The 20,979-nt window shown below is 52.0% G+C and carries 20 protein-coding genes; 11 read left to right on the forward strand and 9 right to left on the reverse strand.

Annotated elements, in window-relative coordinates; translation table 11 throughout:
• Together BM017_RS29000 and BM017_RS28305 are read right to left on the reverse strand one after the other, a co-directional pair.
• A partial coding sequence (locus BM017_RS29000) for an IS66-like element accessory protein TnpA (RefSeq protein ID WP_139216886.1) occupies window positions 1–258 on the reverse strand: 258 nt, incomplete at its 3' end.
• Between the two features lie 46 nt (window positions 259–304).
• Window positions 305–574 carry an SDR family NAD(P)-dependent oxidoreductase gene (locus tag BM017_RS28305; protein WP_092250754.1) on the reverse strand — a complete coding sequence of 90 codons (270 nt, stop codon included), beginning with the start codon at window positions 572–574 and terminating at the stop codon, window positions 305–307.
• Between the two features lie 286 nt (window positions 575–860).
• Between BM017_RS28305 and BM017_RS29475 the strand changes: the two genes are divergently transcribed.
• Both BM017_RS29475 and BM017_RS29480 read left to right on the forward strand, forming a co-directional pair.
• Window positions 861–1,043, forward strand: coding sequence for a hypothetical protein (locus BM017_RS29475; protein WP_256575703.1), 183 nt, complete (start codon window positions 861–863; stop codon window positions 1,041–1,043).
• Entirely contained in the window at window positions 1,010–1,399 is a 390-nt protein-coding gene (locus BM017_RS29480) for an alpha/beta hydrolase (protein ID WP_092250757.1), read from the forward strand. Before BM017_RS29475 ends, BM017_RS29480 begins: the two co-directional genes overlap by 34 nt.
• 963 nt (window positions 1,400–2,362) lie before the next feature.
• On the opposite strand, the gene BM017_RS28315 is transcribed toward BM017_RS29480, so the two are convergent.
• From BM017_RS28315 to BM017_RS28340, 6 genes are all read right to left on the reverse strand, one after another.
• Entirely contained in the window at window positions 2,363–3,688 is a 1,326-nt protein-coding gene (locus BM017_RS28315; protein ID WP_092250760.1) for an alginate export family protein, read from the reverse strand.
• Between the two features lie 600 nt (window positions 3,689–4,288).
• Window positions 4,289–4,765, reverse strand: a complete 477-nt coding sequence (locus BM017_RS28320) for an aromatic-ring-hydroxylating dioxygenase subunit beta (protein WP_092250763.1) — start codon at window positions 4,763–4,765, stop codon at window positions 4,289–4,291.
• Window positions 4,766–6,049 (reverse strand): aromatic ring-hydroxylating oxygenase subunit alpha, encoded by a 1,284-nt coding sequence (locus BM017_RS28325; protein WP_092250766.1) that lies wholly within the window; start codon window positions 6,047–6,049, stop codon window positions 4,766–4,768. It lies immediately after the preceding gene.
• A gap of 165 nt (window positions 6,050–6,214) precedes the next feature.
• On the reverse strand, window positions 6,215–7,639 hold the full coding sequence (locus BM017_RS28330) for an APC family permease (RefSeq protein ID WP_092250769.1): 1,425 nt from the start codon (window positions 7,637–7,639) through the stop codon (window positions 6,215–6,217).
• Window positions 7,640–8,225: 586 nt separating this feature from the next.
• On the reverse strand, window positions 8,226–9,326 hold the full coding sequence (locus BM017_RS28335; RefSeq protein ID WP_092250772.1) for an amidase: 1,101 nt from the start codon (window positions 9,324–9,326) through the stop codon (window positions 8,226–8,228).
• Window positions 9,323–9,829, reverse strand: coding sequence for a nuclear transport factor 2 family protein (locus BM017_RS28340; RefSeq protein WP_065935483.1), 507 nt, complete (start codon window positions 9,827–9,829; stop codon window positions 9,323–9,325). The genes BM017_RS28335 and BM017_RS28340 overlap by 4 nt, the downstream gene beginning before the upstream one ends.
• Window positions 9,830–10,312: 483 nt before the next feature.
• Between BM017_RS28340 and BM017_RS28345 the strand changes: the two genes are divergently transcribed.
• The 4 genes from BM017_RS28345 (at window position 10,313) to BM017_RS28360 (ending at window position 14,598) form a co-directional block, all read left to right on the forward strand.
• Entirely contained in the window at window positions 10,313–11,452 is a 1,140-nt protein-coding gene (locus BM017_RS28345) for an ornithine cyclodeaminase family protein (RefSeq protein WP_003173918.1), read from the forward strand.
• Window positions 11,453–11,505: 53 nt separating this feature from the next.
• Window positions 11,506–11,946 (forward strand): Rid family hydrolase, encoded by a 441-nt coding sequence (locus BM017_RS28350; RefSeq protein WP_003232737.1) that lies wholly within the window; start codon window positions 11,506–11,508, stop codon window positions 11,944–11,946.
• Window positions 11,947–12,017: 71 nt separating this feature from the next.
• Window positions 12,018–13,322 (forward strand): NAD(P)/FAD-dependent oxidoreductase, encoded by a 1,305-nt coding sequence (locus BM017_RS28355; protein WP_092250775.1) that lies wholly within the window; start codon window positions 12,018–12,020, stop codon window positions 13,320–13,322.
• Window positions 13,323–13,599: 277 nt separating this feature from the next.
• Window positions 13,600–14,598, forward strand: coding sequence for a LysR family transcriptional regulator (locus BM017_RS28360; protein ID WP_256575699.1), 999 nt, complete (start codon window positions 13,600–13,602; stop codon window positions 14,596–14,598).
• Here the strand turns inward: BM017_RS28360 and BM017_RS28365 are convergent.
• Window positions 14,582–15,214 (reverse strand): TetR/AcrR family transcriptional regulator, encoded by a 633-nt coding sequence (locus tag BM017_RS28365; RefSeq protein ID WP_092250778.1) that lies wholly within the window; start codon window positions 15,212–15,214, stop codon window positions 14,582–14,584. The genes BM017_RS28360 and BM017_RS28365 overlap by 17 nt on opposite strands.
• 385 nt (window positions 15,215–15,599) lie before the next feature.
• On the opposite strand from BM017_RS28365, the gene BM017_RS28370 reads away from it, so the two are divergent.
• From BM017_RS28370 to BM017_RS28390, 5 genes are all read left to right on the forward strand, one after another.
• Entirely contained in the window at window positions 15,600–17,120 is a 1,521-nt protein-coding gene (locus tag BM017_RS28370) for an aldehyde dehydrogenase family protein (RefSeq protein ID WP_092250781.1), read from the forward strand.
• A gap of 66 nt (window positions 17,121–17,186) precedes the next feature.
• Window positions 17,187–18,140 carry a PDR/VanB family oxidoreductase gene (locus BM017_RS28375; protein WP_092250784.1) on the forward strand — a complete coding sequence of 318 codons (954 nt, stop codon included), beginning with the start codon at window positions 17,187–17,189 and terminating at the stop codon, window positions 18,138–18,140.
• A 225-nt stretch (window positions 18,141–18,365) separates the two neighbouring features.
• Window positions 18,366–19,442, forward strand: coding sequence for a catalase family peroxidase (locus BM017_RS28380; RefSeq protein WP_092250787.1), 1,077 nt, complete (start codon window positions 18,366–18,368; stop codon window positions 19,440–19,442).
• On the forward strand, window positions 19,442–19,999 hold the full coding sequence (locus BM017_RS28385; protein WP_092250790.1) for a cytochrome b: 558 nt from the start codon (window positions 19,442–19,444) through the stop codon (window positions 19,997–19,999). Before BM017_RS28380 ends, BM017_RS28385 begins: the two co-directional genes overlap by 1 nt.
• A 14-nt stretch (window positions 20,000–20,013) precedes the next feature.
• The gene (locus BM017_RS28390; protein ID WP_256575702.1) at window positions 20,014–20,940 is read left to right on the forward strand and encodes a LysR family transcriptional regulator; all 927 of its coding nucleotides are present in this window, start codon (window positions 20,014–20,016) and stop codon (window positions 20,938–20,940) included.
• The last annotated feature ends 39 nt before the right edge of the window (window positions 20,941–20,979 follow it).

Genomic DNA, 20,979 nt, shown 5'->3' on the forward strand with positions numbered 1-20,979 from the left:
CACCGTGATGGTTTGCTCGCCAAATGGCAGCTCGATGATCACCGATGACTCGGCCTGCCTTTTCGGGGCGACCTTTACCGGAACAAACGCCGGCAGGGTTGCGGGTGGCTGGTCTCGAAAAAGTGGCAGCCACTTACGGATCACGTTGGCATTGATGCCGTGACTGATGGCCACGCTGGAAATGGAGGCGCCGGGTTGCAGGCATTCCTGGACAACCTGGGCTTTGAACGACTTGGGGTAAGAGCTTCGTTGGCGCATTTAAGGGCTATCGCGTCCGCTTAAAAATAGGCGGACACCATCGCCCTTAATTTGGGAGGTCGGTAGGTGTGTTCACCGTTCGCTTACCTTGAATGTGAGAAAACAGTCGGTCCAGGTCGGTGCCCTCACGCACATCGGCAGGAAAGAACTCCGCCGATCGCCCTTCTGCGCCAGGCAACGTCTGCGGAGCGTTACGTCCACACACCACCACCGTGGCGCCGGCCTTCAGGAAGCACTCTGCTATACCGTATCCGATTCCTTTGGTACCACCTGTAACCAACACCACTTTATTGGTGAAATCTCGTTCAACAGTCATACCCGACGCTCTCTCTGAAATTGGCCGTTGGATCTGATCCTAAAGGTCAAACAGATAGGCGTCTTAGTCTGAAGAGACGATAGAGAGCGTTTAATAGTTGATCGCTCGTATCCGTCCGGCCAACACACCTTCCTGACGCAACCGCCGAAGGCCATGGTGTCCCCCTAATTTGAACTGCCCCCCAAAGGTTGGACACCCGCGGGCACGGTAGCTCATTGGTAAGTGCCGGCCCCATAGCATCGAGAAAAACGGCAGGGACGTATTGACCCTGCTGGATGCGCTCGACGTGCAGCCAGCCAGCTTCTGTGGTTTATCCATGGGAGGCCTGATTGGTCAGTGGTTGTTGCTCAATGCGCCTCAGCGCCTGGACAAAGTGGTGCTCTGTAAGACTGCAATGAAGATCGCGAGCCGGAAGTCTGGAACCCGCGTATTGAAATGGTCCTGCGTGATGGCAAGGCTGGGATGCTGAGTCTGCGTCAGGCGACCGTCACTCGCTGGTTCAGCCCAAAGTTCGCGGCTTCACAACAAGGCGAAGTGGGACGCTTGCTCGACAGCCTTGTAAACACCTCTCCACAAGACTACGCCGCCAATTGCGCCGCCCTGCACGACGCCGACTTCACTCATCAACTTGCCGCAGTTCAGCTGCCTGTTATGGTTATATGCGCAGACCAAGATCCGGTTAACAACGTGGCTGACGGAGAATTGCTCGAACAGGCGATCACCGTCGCACAGCTTGTCACGCTGTGCGCAGCCCATCTTTCCAACGTAGAGGCTAGGCAATTCTTCAGCTCAGCACTTTTAGCCTTTCTGATGTCTCGCGCTTAGTGCAGTCGAGGGCTCGACAACAGCGTTCATGTTTGGGAACCACTGCGTCAGTGATTTGCCCGCTGCAAAGAACTGACAAATGGAATGATTACTACAGGGCTAGTTGCACAGCACCATCAAGATGGCAATCGCTCAGCAAGCGCGACAGCGGGCTTCAACGCATGCAGTAACCACTATAGCCCCTACCGTTCAACGCCCAGTCGCCCTCATCCAACTCCTCGACGAGCAGCATAGGAGGCAGGTGCGGCAACAGGCTGGCCGCGCTGTTCGCGCGCGGAGTCGCCTTCGTCGTGTACGCCTAACCAAATGCAGTCACTCACGTCAATCCGCGAAACCGTTGAAACGCGAGCAGCGCGCCCCCAGATCTTCGTGACGTCTTCCTGTGACATGCGTGGGGCGACCGCCAAGGGCCTGCCAATGAGCTGAACAGATTGTTCGTGACTACTGATGTCAAAGTTCGGTTTAGCGAAAAGGACCTTGACCTCGGCGGACTGCGGCAATCAAACACCAGCGCTAGAGGCTCGCAAGCCTGAATAAACTTTTGAACACCAAGTCATCAAGGGCGACTGTCTAAAAAATAGTGCCCTCAAGAATGAGGGCACCTCCACCAAGGAGCAAAGTGAAAACTATTCCAGCCGCCACCCGGCTGAATGACTTAAAACGATTGACTGGTTCCGATCTCTGACTGCGTTTTACTCATGACCATCAGCTTTACGGCCTATTACGACAACTTGAAGGGGCAGGCGGTCGGGTTCTGTAAAAACCCGTTTTTGCTGAAGCCTCATATTCCCAGTTGGTTACTTATTTCATGCGTTTCTCTGGTCAAGCTATGGCGCCAAAGATGCCCAGAAATTTTTCCAAGCCGAACCCGGCGATCAAACCCATGGGCTATCGCGCTTATGGGCACATACCTTGTCTAAAGGGTCAGGGTCGAAAACGGTGACTGTAGTCACCCGCCAGAGATCAAAATGTGCTAGCAAACACTAACTGGGTGTAGACGTTGCTATCGTTGTTACCCAACTGCGTCCCCCCCTGCTCTGCGCTCTTGTCTGGCTGGTAGATGCCTAACAACGGCAAAACGGTCAAGTGCTGATTAACGCGCCATTCGGCATACAAGTCGATTTCATGCCCATCGGTGTTACGCACGTTACGATCGATGGTGTCGTAATTGAAGTACATGGCTCCAAGGGTCAGGCTTTCCAAAGGGGAGACCTTGAACGTGACGTTCTGGATACGAGCATTATTATTGAAGGGGCCGGCATAGTTACTTGCCACTTCACCTTGGAACCATGTGCCGTAGCCACGGCCCGTTCCATAAAACAAAGTGTCATAATCCTCTGAAAAGCGGCTGTAGCGATAGCTGGCGCTCGGCTTCCACGGAGCATCAGCAAAGGTCCACCCTGCTTCCAGATACCAAGCGTCCTCATTCGCCGCATTCGGTTTGTTTTGCCTGGCGTATTCACCCGACAAAAACAGGTTTTCCACGCCCGCATTACCCGCTGCGCGCACGCTGTAGGTCTTCATACCGTCACGTTCAAGCTGAAGAGGGGAAGCGTACTGTTCAGCGATTTTCGTGGTGTTGATGTACGTCAGGCCAACGGTACCCGCTGCAGCCACGTGTTCCAGCGTACCGACGTACATCTCGGTATTGGCCTGAGAGGGATTATCGGATTTAAGCCACATCAGATCGCCACGCCAACCCTCTTTACCGCCAATGCGCAATACGGCTGTCTTATCGAATGCTTTGCGGGCAGCCACGTAGAAAGCACCTCCACGATTGTACTGTCCGTCGCCGAGGCCGCGACCCGCACTGAAGGCGTCGCCCTGAATAAGGAAGCCGTCGCCCACTGCAATATTCTGTCGACCGAATGAAAAGTCGATGCCGTCTTTGCCAAGGACTTCAAACAGGTTGCCCGAACGCCATCCCAGATAAGCATCTTCAATCTTGGTGGTGCGTTCAGAACCATCAGTGTAGCCTGCAGCGTCCCCGTCCCCCCATGTGGCCGAACTGACGAGCGAGAAGGCACCATAGGCCGTCCCTGCGCCTCGCAACCCCTGATCGCCGCTCACGCCATACTTGATGTAGCCCTCTCTCCATGAGGACGATCCCTGTGTTAACCGGCCAGAGGCTGGATAACTTTCACGACTGTGGAAAACGCCAAAAACCGCATCCAGGTTAGCATTGAGACGGGTGTCATCTCGGGAAAAAAGCTCGTAAGCGCCCGCGGGAGTTGTTGCATTGAATAGTGCAGCGAGGGTAAAAAAGTGAAGCAGGGAATATCGACGCATGGTTGCATTTCCATTTTTTATTGGATTAAGCGATGCATTAAATGGGCTATTCCTCACCTGCATTTAAATGTCGCCAGGATTCTGCAGTCGCTGGGGTAGTCAATGCGAACTACTGATTAATAGTTGCACAGTCTATTTTTTAAAAATCTGTTGCGTTTTTCTAAATTTTCACCTCCTCGCGATAGCTTGCTTGAATAACTCTCTACCAGTCCTAACATGAACATTATTATCTGCACAGCAATTGCCTGAGTCTGAAGTGCTTTTTTATAGGGTATGTGCCAAGTATAAGAAGGGCTAAAACCTTAACTGTGCTGACTCAACAGAAAATACCCGCCTTTACAGAGACTGATATTTAAATCTATAACCGACGCCCTCAACAGACTTTGCGCCCATCAGCTCGATAAGAGAGAAAGGATCGCTTGTTATGCGTGAGCACTCCCCTTCTCAAGCACTACCTAACACAATGTTTTTAAGCCTTAACTGTTCAACCCCTACAAGGTGCCTTCCGATCAAAACGCTTGGCGAGTGTCAGAAGGCACCACTGTTATAGTCGGCGGAAACAGTGCGGACACTCCTCGTCTCCGGCACCCGAACTTTTAATTAAAGTATATAACCTATCCCAGCGAGCGCGTCGTCAGCGTTGATCAAACGAATCAACTTACGCTGAATCTTGAAAGTGTCACTGACGCGCTCAAGCTCGTAGACGATGTCCGCGCTGTAATGTTTGAGCGAGTCCTTACGGAACTCGCGCAAGTTTTGCGCGCAACGGACCGTCACTTTTCCATCGCTTTCGAACAGCACCCGAAAACGTGACAGGGTGCGCACAGTACGCGGCTGCGGGCTCGTGGAAATCGAATCACCTCCGGTCAAACGCTGGATTCGCAACTGACGCATGTGATGATCGTCATAGGCGTAGTTGAGGGTGTTTTCGAAGTCTTCTTCCTTGGGATTGATCGGGATAATGTAAGTACCCTTTTCGTTCCACAGGTTCAACCAAGTGTCGAATTCGCCATGGTCGAGCATGTCGCCTTCAGCCCAGATAAAAGCGGTGACTTGATTCAGTAATTGCAGGTTCATTTACTTAGTCTCTGCCGTCATCATCTTTTTCCACTGCTGGTAAGCAGCGCGCATGCCGGTCTCGGCGCTTACGTCGCTGACCAGCCCGTCTTCGGTCGGTTTCTCACCCGGCAGGCCACGGTTCAACATGATCCACAGGTCTTCGCCAGCACTTGCGCCTTTCTGCACACGCTCCCAGGCTTCGGAGTCGTCCGGAGTGCCAAAGCCCATCGGACCCTGGAAGTGCTCATGCAAACGCAGGCGGTAGCGGTTGGCTATAGCAGGGCCGCCGTCCATGGTGATTACCGAGTGATGAATTTCCGTCTCTGTCACCGATATCGGTTGCAGTGCGCGAAAAAACGCCATGGAACAGGCAACGTTGGGGAACAGGTTAAGATTGAAACCCGAGCCACCGACAGCACGAACAATACGGCGTACTTGCTGCTCTTCAATACCGTCGTCGCGCAATTGCGCAGCAAGCTCCTCGAAGCGCTCCGGAATCGGTTTGTCGAGATCGGCTTCAAGATCCACCAAGTCGGGGATCATCACCATTACGCTGTGCCCGTTACCAAGGTCTTCGACGTAACCCGGCCCTTCAACGAAGTCGAACAGTTTAAGGGTTTGCTCATCAACCGATGCCAGGAATGACTTGTGCACCAGCGGGAAGTGGTAGGCGTCTGTGGTATTTTCCAACTGGATTTTCCAGTTGCCCGGAAAGCGGAAACGGTGCTCACCTGGGACCTTGATCGGGTAACCGGCACCCTGTTTCATGAACAGGTCGATCCATTTCTTGGCAGGCCCGAGGAAGTCGACCAGTGGTTCGATGTCATCCTTGAGAGTGGCAAACAGCATGCCCGCATATTCTTCAACACGCAGGCTGACCAGAGGCAGCTCGCCCTTATCCAGGCAATCACCATAGCTTTCAGGGCTCGGCACACCACGCAGTGAACCATCCAGCGCGTAACTCCAGCCGTGATATGGGCAGACAAAGCTGTTGGTCTTGCCCTTCTTGTGTTCGCATACCGTAGCGCCGCGATGGCGGCAGCGGTTGAGGTGCACATGGACCTGTTTCTTGCGGTCGCGCACCACGATCACCGGCTGCTTGCCGATGTAGGTGCTTTTGTAGCTGCCCGCCTCCGGGATCTCGCTGACATGCGCGACCCAGACCCAGGTACTGTAGAAAATCTTTTCCAGTTCCATGTCAAACAGCTTGGCGTCGGTGTACAACGAGGTGTGCACGCGGTCGTGCTTGATCAAGCTTGCGGGCTCCATATCAAGCCCCACTACGTTAATTAAATCGCTCACAATTAATTACCTTTATATCGCAATGTGACGAGAGTTATTTTGAAATAACCTTAAGCCCGCACCCACGCCTCATCAACCGCCGACCGCGAGAGGTTTATTGTTTTAAAGACAACAAGCGTCAGCCCACCTGGATCAAGCTTAACGGCGGTGTAGGCATGGCCTATATCATTTGATCCCGGACGAGTCAGCTTGCCTGAAGCGCCCCTTGATTATCCCGTAGAGAAACAAGACAACCAGAAGTAATGGAGTGCCATTGACCCAGGCAGATTCACTGCCCGTTAGCATGCCGTAATTATCGTAGATGAGATAAACGGCAGTACTAAGCCCAGCCAGTGCGATGAGTGGGCTGAGTAACGTTTTAAAATACCGTTTATCGTTGGCTTTTTTGAAGTGAACGACGACCCCCAATGTGACAAATGTCTGAAGCCCTATCAATCCAAGCGTCGACAATGCCACCGTTACGGGAAACAAAAATACAAAGGCGTCATAGCCCAGGGAGGAAGAGACGATAATGGTCAGCGCAACGAGCACGGTCACAAGCAGACTTGCATTGGCTGGAGATTTTTTCGTTTCATGAACATGTGAAAGAACATTCGGCAAGTGCCTATCTTTGGCCAAGACTTGAACATACCGCGTCGCAGCATTATGCAGTGACAACAAACAGCAAAAGTTGCTGGTGCACAGCATCAGGGAAACAATTGTCGCCATCGTGCTACCCAAACGAGTCGTGAACAAATTAATGACCAACCCGCCCTTCGCTATTGCTGCCTCGTCCTTGATGGCGTCAAACCCAACCTCACCGATGATCAGCCAGATAATGATCAAGTAGGCGACGCCTACCAAAACGACCGCCAAACGAGTGGCATGCGGAATGGTTTTTGCTGGCTTCCTGGCTTCCATCGCATAAAGCGCGGCGGACTCGACACCGAGGAATGACGCCAGCGCCACCATAAGTCCAACCCCCAGCCCCGGCAACATTATTGCGTCTACCGAGATGGCTTGAACTGGGAAGGCGTTAAGACCTTTATCCAAGAATATGGAAATACCCAGTAGAAAAAGCACAAAGAACTCTGCAAGCACCAAAGGCACCAGGATCTTTGCGGCAAAATCAATATTCGCCCGCCCCAGGTAACAGATCGCCCCCACGTATAACACGGTCCATGCTGCCCAGCCGATATCAATACCAAACCCTTGCATGGTCATATTCGTGTAATACCCGGACGCCACAGCAATCGCCGTAGTAATCGCCAGATAAGAGGCTAAGGCAACCCATGCCGCCCCCGCTCCTACACCCCGTCCAAAGATCACCGTGAGGTACTTGTAAAATGCGCCGGCCCCCGGGACCGCCCGGATTAATTCGCCATAGCCTATCGAGAAAAAAATCATCAGAATTCCCGCCAGCAGGAATGCTCCGGCAAGGCCAGCGCCATTACCGTGCTCAAAAGCAATGGGGGCCGCGGTGAGAACTGCCCCTAACGGTCCTGCGGCTGCAATCACCAATAACGCGATTTTATAAGCACTTAGATTACCTTCTAATTGCTGGCCGCCTGCAGGCACATCTGCAGATAGGGGCTCGGATAGCTCTGTCATCCCAATTCTCCACTCTAATTATTTTATGAATAACGGAAATAAATCGATGCAGCAGCATCCTTGCGGACCAACGCGAGCGCTCCTCAAGCGAAAGCGATACCTGCCCGCTGCCCCTGAAAACCGCAGCCTGGCTATTCTTTAGATCGCTCTTCACTCGTTGCCAAGTTCATCAAACTCTTATCTTGCCAAAGGCGGGTACTCAGAAACTCAAACCAATCACTTGTCTTCAATGACACGATTCATGACGTCTATTCAACGAGGCATCGATGTGAAGTGTATATTCCTGGCCTTGGCAACCGGATTGAATCTGGTTCAAGCGTATCCTTCTAATTTTCGGCGCGATGTAGATTGCGCATCAGATGTAGCCGGCTTCATATGGGGGTACGGCCTACCGGTATCCTTGCAGTACTTCGCCGCGAAAACGATGACATCGTAAGCGACATTCGTTGTACAGATTGCAACGCTGCAACCTTTTGGGTGACATCCCTGATCAGGCCCTTCGTCGCGCGAGAAGGAACTGAGTCACTTTTTGATTGCACCGCCTGACCAGCATGCTTGCTGCGCTCGATGACGAACGCTGATTTATTCAAAGGAACGCACCAGCAATAGCACACAGACGTGCATCCGCTCCCTTTGCTCCGATGAGTTGCAGGCTGGTTTTAATGGAGGAACCCGGATATGGAATTGGCACACTCAATGCCGGGTGCCCGCTCAAGTTGAACGGCCTGAGGAAGCGAGTCAGATCGATCACCGATTCACCCTTGCATACATCAACCAATAGCGGTGGCAGACGAGGCAAACTCGGAAGGACAAGTGTATCGAAGCGTTCCAGCAAATGGTCTACCTGTTCGCTGAATGCCATGCGCACCGCATGCGCAGCTTGTACGGCCACGGCATCGGTGTTGGCCGCACGCAGTAACCTCGCCTCAATATCGGCACCCAGTAAAGCCTGGCCGGTGTAATGACCATAAGCAGCCCACGTTTCAGCATTAATGACGGTCAATGCAGCTTCGAATGCCTGACCAAGAAGCGGCAGCGTGACGACTTCCCAGGCCCAGCCGCGACGATTCATCTCGTCCCGTATGGCTTGCTCAATCGCAGGATCGCAAGAGACATTGACCAAACCTACCCGAAACTTCCCGAGAGGCTTATGCGCCGAGAAAGTTGAGTCCATTGAAGTCATCGCAGCCACGAGCGTCTCGAGATCACGAGCCATGGGTCCTACAACATCAAGAGAACTGGAAGCCGGATACACACCGTGACGACTCAAACGACCGAACGATGGCTTGAGACCCAAGACCCCACAGCAGGCAGCCGGCATGCGCACAGAACCTCCTGTATCAGTACCCAATGCCACATCCACATTTCCCTGAGCAACGATGACCGCTGAGCCACTGGAAGAGCCACCAGGTATCCGATCCGGTGCCTGTGGATTAACTGGCGTTCCAGCCCACTCGTTGATACCGGTCACACCGAAAGCCAGCTCGTGCAGCACAGTCTTGCCAATGATTTGCCAACCATCGTCGAGAAGCGCCTTCACAACAGTTGCATGGTCTTGGGCTGACGGGGCGTGCTCGAAAGCACGACTCCCACACCGTGTTGGCCAACCTGCCACATCCAAAGAATCCTTGATGGCGACCGTCCGACCTGGCCCCCCGATGCAACCCTCAATGACCAGCGGGCTCACAGTGACGCCCCCTGGACATTCTCGAGACGAAAGGCATCAACGCGTTCAGTTGAAAAAGAGGAGATGCGCCAGGCGTCTGCCTCCCAGAGAAATTCCACGCTGAGGGCGGCGACAATTGATCCTGATTGGCCAGATTCGTAGCGACTGAGTTGCTGCATTACCCATCGGCCTTTGGCTTGAAAACCATCGACAGATATCTGCTCACCGGAAAGAAAGTGCATATTCGACAGAAAGTGTGGAGCCGGCGGCAGGTAACTCATGAGCATCGCCACTATCGCTTTGCGTCCGCCTACACGACCAAACTTAAGGGCATACCGAGATCCAACCCCCTGCCACACTGCGTCCTGGCAGAACAATTGGCCCAGCTCGCTTTCACGTGTTTCAGGCCCGGGAACGTCGCACAAAAACATATACCGATTCAGTAAATGGCGAACCGCAGATTCGGCCTCAAGTACCCGAATACGCTCTTCCAGCAGTGAAATGTCAGAAATGGGGGAAATCATGAAAAGGCTCCTGTCGAATCTGCAAAAACAAGACAAGGAAATTACTGACATAGAAATCGGACCACAATCACAGCAACCAGGGATCATGTTGCTTTTTAGGCAATGATGTTGATCGGTGCTTGACTGGAATTGCAGCTATACCCTGCTAGCGCAAGCGTTGTCATTACCACAACAAGTGTCGCCTCGAATGTCATCGAGTTCAAAAAAACGAACTGTAGGATAAGCGTGGTCTGTTACCTAGTTTAGCTTGAGCGCCAGAACTCATGCCGAATGCTCCAAGGCTGATTTGGAGCAGTTAAGCGCCGAAAACAGCGCATAACCGTCATGGCTCACCCGATTATTCGAAGGCCCTGCGATTTGGACCGTTCGATTCAGAATGACAACGGCGTTGAAGGTTAGAGCGCAACCGGTCAGATCACGTCCCCGCTGAGAAAGGTTCGTATCAGCGGCAAGAGCAGTATTTCAAAATGAGCATCAACGACTATGCACAACTTACCAAATATTGATTTCATTTACCTCTCCGAACCGGACATGATTCAGGCGGGCGTCACCAATATGGCAGCCTGCGTTGACACGATGGAAGAAATGTTTTCCCTGATGTACCACGGCGACTACCGGATGGCAGGTCCCAATAACAATTCCCACGGATCTGTGGTGGTATTTCCCGAAGACTCACCTTTTCCGGACATGCCCAAACCTACCCCCGATCGACGCTTCATGGCGATGCCTGCGTACCTTGGCGGTCAATTTCGAACAGCCGGGATGAAATGGTACGGATCCAACATCGCGAATAGAGAGAAGGGCCTTCCCCGCTCCATCCTTCTGTTCGTACTCAACGATGCCGATACGGGCGCTCCTCTGGCAATCATGTCAGCGAATCTTCTTTCTGCTTATCGAACAGGCGCTGTGCCTGGCGTAGGCGCCCGCCATCTGGCCAAAAAGAATTCGAAGGTGGTTGGCATTCTGGGTCCAGGCGTGATGGCGAAAACCTCACTTTCTGCATTCGTTGCCGAGTGTCCTGAGATTGACACAGTTAAAGTCAAGGGACGCGGCCAAAAAAATATCGATGCGTTTACATCGTGGGTTCGTGAGACTTTTCCGCAGATTGTCAACATTCATGTGGTTGACACCAACGAAGCTGTGGTGCGCGACTGTGACATCGTCACATTCTGCAATTCCGGAGCAATTGGTGATGCCTCTGCCTATCCTGTGGTGAAGCGTGAATGGGTAAGCCCTGGTACGTTCCTGTCCATGCCCGCCTTGACGAGTATCGATGAAGGCATGCAGTCACCCGACATCCGCAAGGTTCTGGACAATCCTTCTCTCTACCAGGCATGGCATGAAGAAAATCCCAAGCCAGTGCACAACATCGTGCCAGTAGTGGGCATCCAATTCCTGGATCTGATCGACGAAGGAAAAATGTCACCTGACCAGCTCGAGGATCTGGGCAAGATTGTTGTCGGTGAAGCACCCGGCCGTAAAAACGACGATGAAATCATCATCATGTCGGTCGGCGGTATGCCAGTAGAAGATGTTGCGTGGGGCACCGTGATTTATCGGAACGCATGCGAAAAAGGTATAGGCGTCAAACTTAATCTCTGGGAAACCCCAACGCTAAGTTGAGCCCGCACGGTGACCGCGCCTTCTGAGTCTTCATTGAATATCGGACACTCCACATGAAAGAAGTTATCGACGTTATTAAAGTTAAAACCGGATCCAAGTTTGAGGAGCTGGGTAGCTATTCGCGCCTGATCGCCGTCGGCGATCTGATTTTCGTATCCAATACCGCCGGCCGCAATCCCGCCACAAAGGAAATGCCCGAAGACCCGGCTGAGCAGACCCTTCAAGTCTTGGCCAATATAGAACATGCCCTTTCGGCCGTTGACGCTTCGCTTGGCGATATCGTCGCCGCGCGCGTGTTCATACCATTTGCGAAGGACATAGATATCGTAATGGCGACCTACGCAGAAAAAATGCGAGGCATTAATCCAACGCTGACGCTGACCAGCCCTCCCCTGGGATCTGAGATATACAAAGTTGAAATTGAAGTCACCGCCTATCGCGGGGTCTCAAAGGCCAATGTCAAAGAAATCACGATTACTCATAACAACACGTGACACTTAGCAGCCTAAGGGCGTAGCGATTTAGTGCACTTTCGATAACGTATACAGTATCAAGGATAAGAAACTTGGCCCCCTCTATCTCTCCCGTTCAGACTTCTGTAGTTCTTCCTGCCGCCACGACAGTGGTGGTGATCGGAGGGGGCATCATCGGACTCACTGCGGCATTGTCGCTGGCAGAACGTGGCATACCCGTCACAGTACTTGAAAAGGGCAGAATTGCTGGCGAACAATCCTCGAGAAATCTGGGGTGGATCAGGAAAATGGGGCGGGCCAAACTGGACCTCCCTCTTTCAATCGCTGCAGAAAAACTATGGGGCACCATGGCGCAACGGCTCAATGCCGATGTTGGCTACAGACAGACCGGTATTTTATATACCGCCAGCTCAGCCTCAGAAATGGCTTTACATCAAGAATGGTTGAACTCAGTCGCTGATGCCTCGCTCGACTCACGCCTGGTCACGGCGAGAGAAATCGCTGATCTTTCTCCAGGGTGCACCGTCGATTGGGCCGGCGGAATTTATACAGCCTCTGATGGCCGAGCAGAGCCTACTCTTGCCAGCAGTGCCATCGCACGGGCGGCTATTGCAAAAGGCGTTATCATCGTGGAGAACTGCGCGGTGCGAACGCTATCCATGTCGGCAGGCAGAGTAAGCGGTGTTGTAACCGAGCGGGGGGAAGTGCGTTGCGATAACGTAATCCTTTCCGGCGGCATGTCATCGAGACGCTTCCTGGCTACCTTCGGTGTTCCCCTCTTGACGTTGCCGGTAGTCGCCTCAGTCCTTCGAACGGCTCCTCTGACGATAGAGGGAATGACTGAGGTAGCAGTAGGAACTCCAGATATCTCTTTTCGCAAACATCAGGACGGCGGATACATCATTACGAACCGGGGAGCTTTCATGGTGCCGATCGTACCTGACAGCTTGCTGATCGGGCATCACTACTTTTCCACACTGCGTTCCCAATGGAAAAACATGAATCTTTCCCTGGGACGAGAGTTCATGACAGAACTGGCCCTGTCGCGACGCAATTCTGATCAAGGTACCTCTGCTTTCGAGCAGAGACGGACAATAGACCCAAACGTCAATCACGGACTGAATCGGGCTGCATTACGCAATCTCACTGAAGCTTGGCCCGCTTTCAAAAAAGCCACCATAGAGCTCGAATGGGCTGGCATGATCGATGTAACACCGGACGGCCTCCCAGTGATATCCCCCGTGGATAAAATCCCGGGCTTGACGCTTGCTTCCGGATTCTCAGGACATGGTTTTGGCACCTCTCCAGCAGCCGGACAACTGGTCGCTGATCTCGTCACTGGCGACACACCCATAGTTAATCCCGCACCGTATCACCTCAAGCGTCAGCACAGCTGATCAAGCCAGGAAATCAGGGGTACCTCAGCAATCAAGAGTCCAATAGAACGTTAAACGTGGAACGTGGAACCTGGAACCTGGAACCTGGAACCTGGAACCTGGAACCTGGAACCGCAAATTCGGCGCATACAGAAACGCCTTCTTAGATCAAAAAGCTATAAAAACATTGTAGGTCACTGACCAAAAAAACTAGCCCGCAGTATTGCTTCCCGGCATTCACTAGCATAGATTCGTCAGCATAATAAAAAACTTATGATGCGAACCGTGCGAGGCACCCATGATGAATTCCCAAACTGAGCTTCAAGATCAACGCTTCAAGTATCTGTATTTGAGCTCCAGACTGGGAACCATGCGCGCGGCGGCCGAAGAGCTGGAGCTCGCCGTCTCCTCCATCAGTCGCCAGATTGCAAAACTGGAGTCCGATCTAGGTATTCAGCTCATACAAGAAGGTACTCACAGGATCTGCCTGACCGCCGCTGGTCAGGCTGCGGTTGATTATTATGTTGAGCGTATGGGTCATCACAATCAACTTTTGAAAAAACTCGGCCAACTCAAAGAAGGATATTTAACTAGAACCAGCATTGCGGTGGGCGAAGGACTACTTAGTACTCAGGCCATAGGTGAGCTTTATCAATTTTTTAAAGCTAACCGACAATCGCACACTGAGCTTTTGATTGCGCCCTCTCACGAAGTTGAGCGAATGGTCGCTGAAGACGAAGCAGACATAGGGTTGGTGTTTTCCCCTACCAAGACCGCCAACATCAATAGGCTCCATTCTTTCGACCAACCCATGAGAGCTATTGTCCACCCCGACCATCCGCTGGCGGGCAGATCGATACTCAGTCTTCAAGACCTGGCTGGCGAAGATATTGTTCTCCCCCCGCCTGAGTACCGGATCAGAGGGATTATTGATCAGTTGCAAAGTGAAAGCAGCGCTCACTTCCAGCCTTACATTACTTCAAACTCACTGAAGATAATGTTGGACCTCACGCGCAATGGCATCGCTTCGACAATACTCAGTGACTTTCCCGTCATTGATGAGTTATGCAACGGCACATTAAAAGCTATTCCTATCGATTATCACGCCTTGAATGTAACACAAGTACAAATCATTTCGCGCCAATCCAGGAAGCTGTCCCCTCTTTCGCGTGATTTGGTGCATCACTTGGCAATGGCGATAAACGCACAGATTCGGCGCATTCGTGATTGCACCAGCAGAAATCCCAATAAGATTTTCTTGGTTCGGAAAAATGCCATAGCTACGGCAGTTGACTAGTCTCTTTTTTCTGAGCAATATTTTCCATGATTCTCCATATGATGGATTTAGCGTCTTGAACTATTCGCTCATAATTCTGCGCATTCGGCCAATCCACCATGTAAAGCACCATAATGCCATCGATGTGTAACAGCACTTGGGTTGCGACCCGTTTGATGGTCTCGCGCGATGCCTCAGGGTAAACCCTGGTAAGGATTGTCGAAAATTTTCGCCTATTGACTCTGTACAGTTTACGCTGAAAAAGGCGCGCCTCTACATCCCGGAGTGCCATCCCCCAGAGCTCGACGAAGATAGCTGTAACATCCAGTCGCATGAGATCGCTAAACAAATAATCCAACACAGCACACATCTGTTGCTCGGGACTGTTATAGGACTCCATCATTATGAGTTTATAATTTCTCAGATAGTCATTTACGGTATACCTGACCATCTCCAAAAATAGTTGATCTTTGGTCGGAAAAAAATATTGAAGATGACTCAGCGACATATCGACTTTTTTAGCCACGCTTCTCATACTGAATCCGGCATTTCCCGAATCGAGAAATACCATCCTTGCCTCGACCAAAATAGCCGTACGCCTCTCTTCAGTCTTTTGATTGTTTTTAGCAATCCTCATTGAGAATTTCCTTTTTCACCTAAAAAATTCCAGAAATTATACAACACTCTTAATTCGCCTTAAAGCACATACTTGCTTGTATTACATACACGCCAGATATACCTGGCCGTTTAGATGCACTACTTTTTTACCCGATATCGTCATCGTCTCAGCTTAGTGCAGTCGTGGTCCACGGCCTAGGGCACGATCAGCAAAAACCAATCCGTCCTACACGCAAGTGAGACATTGGACGCACCACCTGGATGATTCGCCTTTGTTGCAGCAAGGGCAACAATAGGTACCTCTGCTGTCATTGTCCAACTCTTGACGGTGCGGGATATTAATTTCCATTATATTCCGCTAGTACGATAGCGGCCCCCGAAACAATAACAATGGGCATTCGATCATGACATTGGCAAATAACTACGAACACCTCAGCGCTGGGGCTAAATCCAGGATCGGCAAACGCACTCAAATCTTCATTAATGGTGAGTTCAGGGAACCGCATTCAGAAAAATACTTTTCTATCGCCGATCCTAGTAACGGTCTTGAATTAGGTCAAATCGCACAGGCAGACCAATTTGACGTCGACCTGGCAGTTGCCGCTGCACGCAAGGCATTTGAAGACAGCGCCTGGTCCAGAATGAGACCCTATCAACGTGAAGCTTTGATGCTGCGGCTAGCTGATTTGATTGCGGAAAATGCTCAGGAGCTTTCTGAACTCGAGACGCTCAGCAGTGGCCGCCTTATTCGAAACACTCGCGCATTCGATGCGGACCTGTCGGTTTATACGCTGCGTTATATGGCGGGGTGGTCCACCAAAATCTCTGGAAAAACCCTGGATTTGTCCGTTCCTTACCTTCCGGATCAAAAATTCTTTGGTTTCACAAAACGATCGCCACTGGGTGTCGTAGCAGCAATTACCCCGTGGAACGTGCCGCTTTGCCAAGCGGTCTGGAAATTGGCACCTGTTCTTGCAACGGGGTGCACTGTTGTTCTCAAGCCCGCTGAGCAAACCCCGTTCACTACTTTGCGCCTGGCGGAGCTGTGTAATGAAGCTGGTATTCCACCTGGCGTTGTCAATGTCATTACCGGCCTAGGTCATGAAGTGGGTGCGGCGCTTGTTGAGCACCCTGGCGTGGACAAGATAAGTTTTACAGGCTCGACTGAGACAGGGAAACGAATCGCCGCAATAGCAGCGCCCCTGATGAAAAAATACACGCTTGAGCTCGGCGGAAAGTCACCGGTCGTCATCGCCGAAGATGCCGATCTGAACATCGCTATTCCCGGCGCTGCCTGGGCTATTTTCGGCAATCATGGTCAAAACTGCTGCGCAGGTTCTCGGCTGTACGTCCACGAACGCCACTACGCCGAAGTCACTGCGGGAGTCGCTGAAATCGCACGGACCATCAAAATTGGCCCGGGTCTGGATTTAAGTTCGCAGATGGGCCCACTCGTTCATCACGCCCACCGCGACAAGGTTATGAGCATGATCCACCAGGGCCTTGAGTCCGGTGCAGAATTACTGTGTGGGGGCGAAACGATCAACAGCCCTGGTGCTTATATTCAGCCTACCATTTTGACCGACCTTACAAACAACAGCATCACATCCCAAAAGGAGATTTTTGGGCCGGTGCTAACAGCCTTTTCCTTCAAGGACGACCGTGAGGTTATCCAGCGCGCCAATGCGACCTCATTTGGTTTGGGGGCCAGTATCTGGACCAAAAACGTTGATCGGATCACGACCTTCTTCGGCGGCGTGAAGGCAGGCACTATCTGGATCAATAACCACAATGTGCTGGATCTCAGTCTCCCCTTCGGCGGCATGAAGGATTCAGGCGCAGGTCATGAATTGGGTGAAGAAGGCTTACTCGCCCACACGTCACTCAAGGCCGGTGTTATGCGTGTTTTTGATCAGGCTGAATGAAGATTGGCGAGCTTTTTTAAACCATCAATATGAATTGTCTTCCCGCGTGCGTACAGGTATTACCCGATGAATGAACTCCTAAACGTAGTCGTGCTTAAACGAGTGCTGCAAGGTGATGATGTGGTGGTCATCGAGCTGGCGCGGGCAGACCGCGGCAATTTACCGACCTTTGAAGCCGGCGCCCATATTGATGTGCACCTACCCTCAAATGTGATCCGCCAATATTCGTTGTGCGGCGATCCCGCTGACGCAGGCATTTATCGCCTTGGGGTATTGAGAGATCCTCAATCCAGGGGTGGGTCCATTGCAGTCCATCAGGAGTTGCTTGAAGGCGTAAAGGTAAGCATAAGCCTGCCTCGTAACCATTTCCCGCTGGACTTGAATGCCGAACGTTCAATCCTGCTCGGAGGGGGTATTGGCATCACACCGATGTTGGCCATGGCCTATGCGCTTGAAGCCAGGGGCAAGGCATTCGAAATGCATTATTGCGCACGCTCACGTAGCCGAAGTGCGTTTCTTGAAGAGTTGCAGCTCTCCGGATTTTCCCAAGCCGTCCAGCTGCACTTCGACGATGAACCTGAAAGCAAACTGGACCTCAAACGCGTATTAGGAGGCAGCCAGGAGACGGCTCACATCTATACATGTGGACCGGGAGGTTTTATGAAGTGGGTTATCAATAATGCTCTCGAACTTGGCTACCCTGATGCACACATTCACCGCGAATACTTTCAGGCCGACATTGATACCAATGGGTCTGGTTTTGAAGTTGTGGCGGCGCGCAGCGGTAAAACCGTCAATGTCATGACCGGGCAGACCATTTATCAAGCACTGGCTGAAGTAGGTATTGATATCGAAATATCCTGCGAGCAGGGTGTTTGTGGCACATGCCTCTGTGATGTTTTAGAGGGTGAACCAGACCATCGCGATGTGTATCTCACTGCTGATGAAAAAGCGGCGAACGATACGATATTAGTATGCTGTTCACGATCAAAATCTCCACGGTTGGTGCTGGATATATAACGTCAAAAGCGGTGCATCGCTGGCGTCATTTGCCTTGGGCACAGGGCTTATCATGCGTTGCCGCTCAAGCAAACCCATTGAGCCCACCGGGATTTTTCCTGCCGTATCGGCGGTTCAAATCCCTCTGTCTTACACATGACTACTGCTTTGCGCCGGTTAGTGTTGGCGCTATCCATTCGGCAGTTTCAATCCAGCGCTGCCTGACAACGTGCAGCTGAGAATTTTATGCTTAAGAATAACCTTCAGGGTTTATGGAAATATCGAGTGCCGTTGTTGGGCATATTCAGTATCGCGATAGCTCTTGTGCTGGCTTTCGCCTGGACAGGAGGATTCTTAGGCACCGGCGTTACCACAAAAGAGTTTCTGGGTGATTCCCTGGATAATTTTCCACCAGGCTATCGACGGGCCCACGGTAAGGGTATGTGTTTCAGTGGGACTTTTCATGCGAGCGGCGCGGCCGTCCCTCTGTCGACCTCACGTATTTTTCTACCGGCCAACATTCCCGCTGTCGGGCGTTTTTCAATCGGCACCGTGGACCCGCATGCGGCGGACAATTCGACAGCGACCGTCAGCATGGCACTCATGCTGGTAGGCGACGATAAGTCACAGTGGCGAATGAAGCTCAACAACGAACCCTACTTCGCGACTCGGGATGCAGAGGGTTTCCTGGCGCAGGTCGAAGCCTTTGAACCGGTGGCTGCCACTGGACAACCAGCCCCGGACAAGGTGGCCGCGTTTTTTCAAAAATATCCAGAGGCTCGCAAGTCTGTAGAGCGAGAGGCGAACGCGACTTGGCCGGCCAGTTTTGCAGGAACCGAATATAATTCCATCAACGCCTTCGTACTCATTGCAGCGGATGGAAAACGTCAACCTGTGCGCTGGTCCATGCGCCCTCGTGCGGCTGTAGAGATGTTGAGCAAAGAGACTCATGCGCAAGCCAGTCATGACTTCCTGTTTGATGAAATAACTCAGCGTGTGGGTGTAGCACCCTTGTATTGGGATCTGGTATTCCAACTGGCCGAGGCAGGAGATCCGGTGAACGACCCTTCTCAACCATGGCCGAGCAACCGCAAAGAGGTAATCGCTGGGACGTTAGAGGTCAACCAGGTGGTAGAGCAAATTCATGGGGCATGTCGTGACATTAACTTTGACCCTACGCTTGTACCTTCAGGAATAGCACTTTCAGACGATCCGGTGCTTGCAGCCCGTGCGGGTATTTATTCCCAGTCCTATAACGCCAGATTAAGAGAAATCGGTTTTGGTAAAGCCACTGACGCGGTTGGCAAAAAGGAAACCAAATAATGCATACCCAGCAGAAGCACACCGGTGTGCAAAATTTCAATTTCGCGGCACGGGTGCTCCATTGGCTCATGGCTGTACTTATCCTGGCCATGCTATTTATAGGCGTCGGCATGATGTCTTCTCTGAGCCTGCGTCCCTGGCTCATTGATCTTCATAGGCCTCTGGGAATCGCCATTCTTCTTTTGGCTATCCTGCGTCTAGGCAATCGGCTTTTAAGCGCCACGCCGCCATTGCCTGCCAGCATACCGTACTGGCAGGCAATGGCGGCGCATGTCTCGCATCTATTGCTTTACATGCTGATGCTCTGCCTGCCACTGCTCGGCTGGGCGACGCTCTCTGCCGGCAATTGGCCTGTCACCATGTTCGCGGGCTGGAACCTTCCACCAATTGCTCCAGTCAGCTCCGTGCTTTACGCTTGGTTTCGGGCCGCACATGGGCTATTCGCCTGGCTTCTGTTTCTGCTTGTATTAGGACATCTTTGCGCAGCGCTGATACATGCCTGGATATACCGCGACGGCGTCTTCTCCAGCATCACGCGTAAGGCTCCTGGTAAATAATGACGCACATCAACATGTCCACGATCGATCTGAATCTTCTCAGGACTTTTGTGGCTATTTGGGAATACCGCAGCCTGACAATCGCGGCCGAACGCCTACACCTCAGCCAGCCCGCCGTCAGTCACGCACTGCGCCGACTACGTGATGTGTTTGACGATCCGCTGTTCGTACGAACAGCAACGTCGATGGAGCCTACTGACGCAGCTATTCGCCTGCACGGACCCATTGAACATGCACTGATTATTATTCAAAGCGCATTAATGATGTTTTCGAACTTTGAACCTAAAACAGCGGATCGTACTTTTCGCATCTCCATGTCGGATATGTCGCAACTTTATGTGCTACCGACGGTGATGGAAGTGCTAGCGCGCGAGGCGCCGAAAGTACGCCTGGATGTGCGTCAAATGCCTATAGAACAACTGGCTATAGCACTGCGCAAAGGTGAAGTAGATATCGCGATAGGCTATCTAGTGGAACTTGGTGAAGAGTGCATCTACGAAAAATTTCTAGACGACGAATTCATTTGTTTGTTGCGCAACGGCCATCCTTTTCAGGAAGATGAATTGAGCGTTCAGGACATACTCGCCCTGCGCTATGTTGACGTTTCGAGCAATATTACCGGCCATGGCCTAACCGCCGATGCAGCATTCGGAAAGGCCGGCATTGCGCGCGAAATCGCTCTGAAAGTACCTAACTTCACGATCGCCCCGAAAATCGTTGCTAACACTAATCTGGCATTGATTCTGCCGCGTGTCATTGCCATGCAGCTAAACCGCGACCATCGCTATCGGCTGCTGAGTCTGCCCATCGAATTGCCATCAATCTCGGTGGGACTTTATTGCCATAGCCATTTCCTATCGGATGCCGGGATAAACTGGCTGCGCGGGTTAATCATTAGTCTGTTTGCCTCCGGCAGCCGTACTGGAGTTCACATCAAATGATGCGCGCGAGCATTATTCAAAACCATGTAACCCGCGAAT

Origin of the sequence: Pseudomonas sp. NFPP04 (assembly GCF_900113815.1) — a bacterium.
In the GTDB taxonomy this organism is placed as follows: domain Bacteria; phylum Pseudomonadota; class Gammaproteobacteria; order Pseudomonadales; family Pseudomonadaceae; genus Aquipseudomonas; species Aquipseudomonas extremorientalis.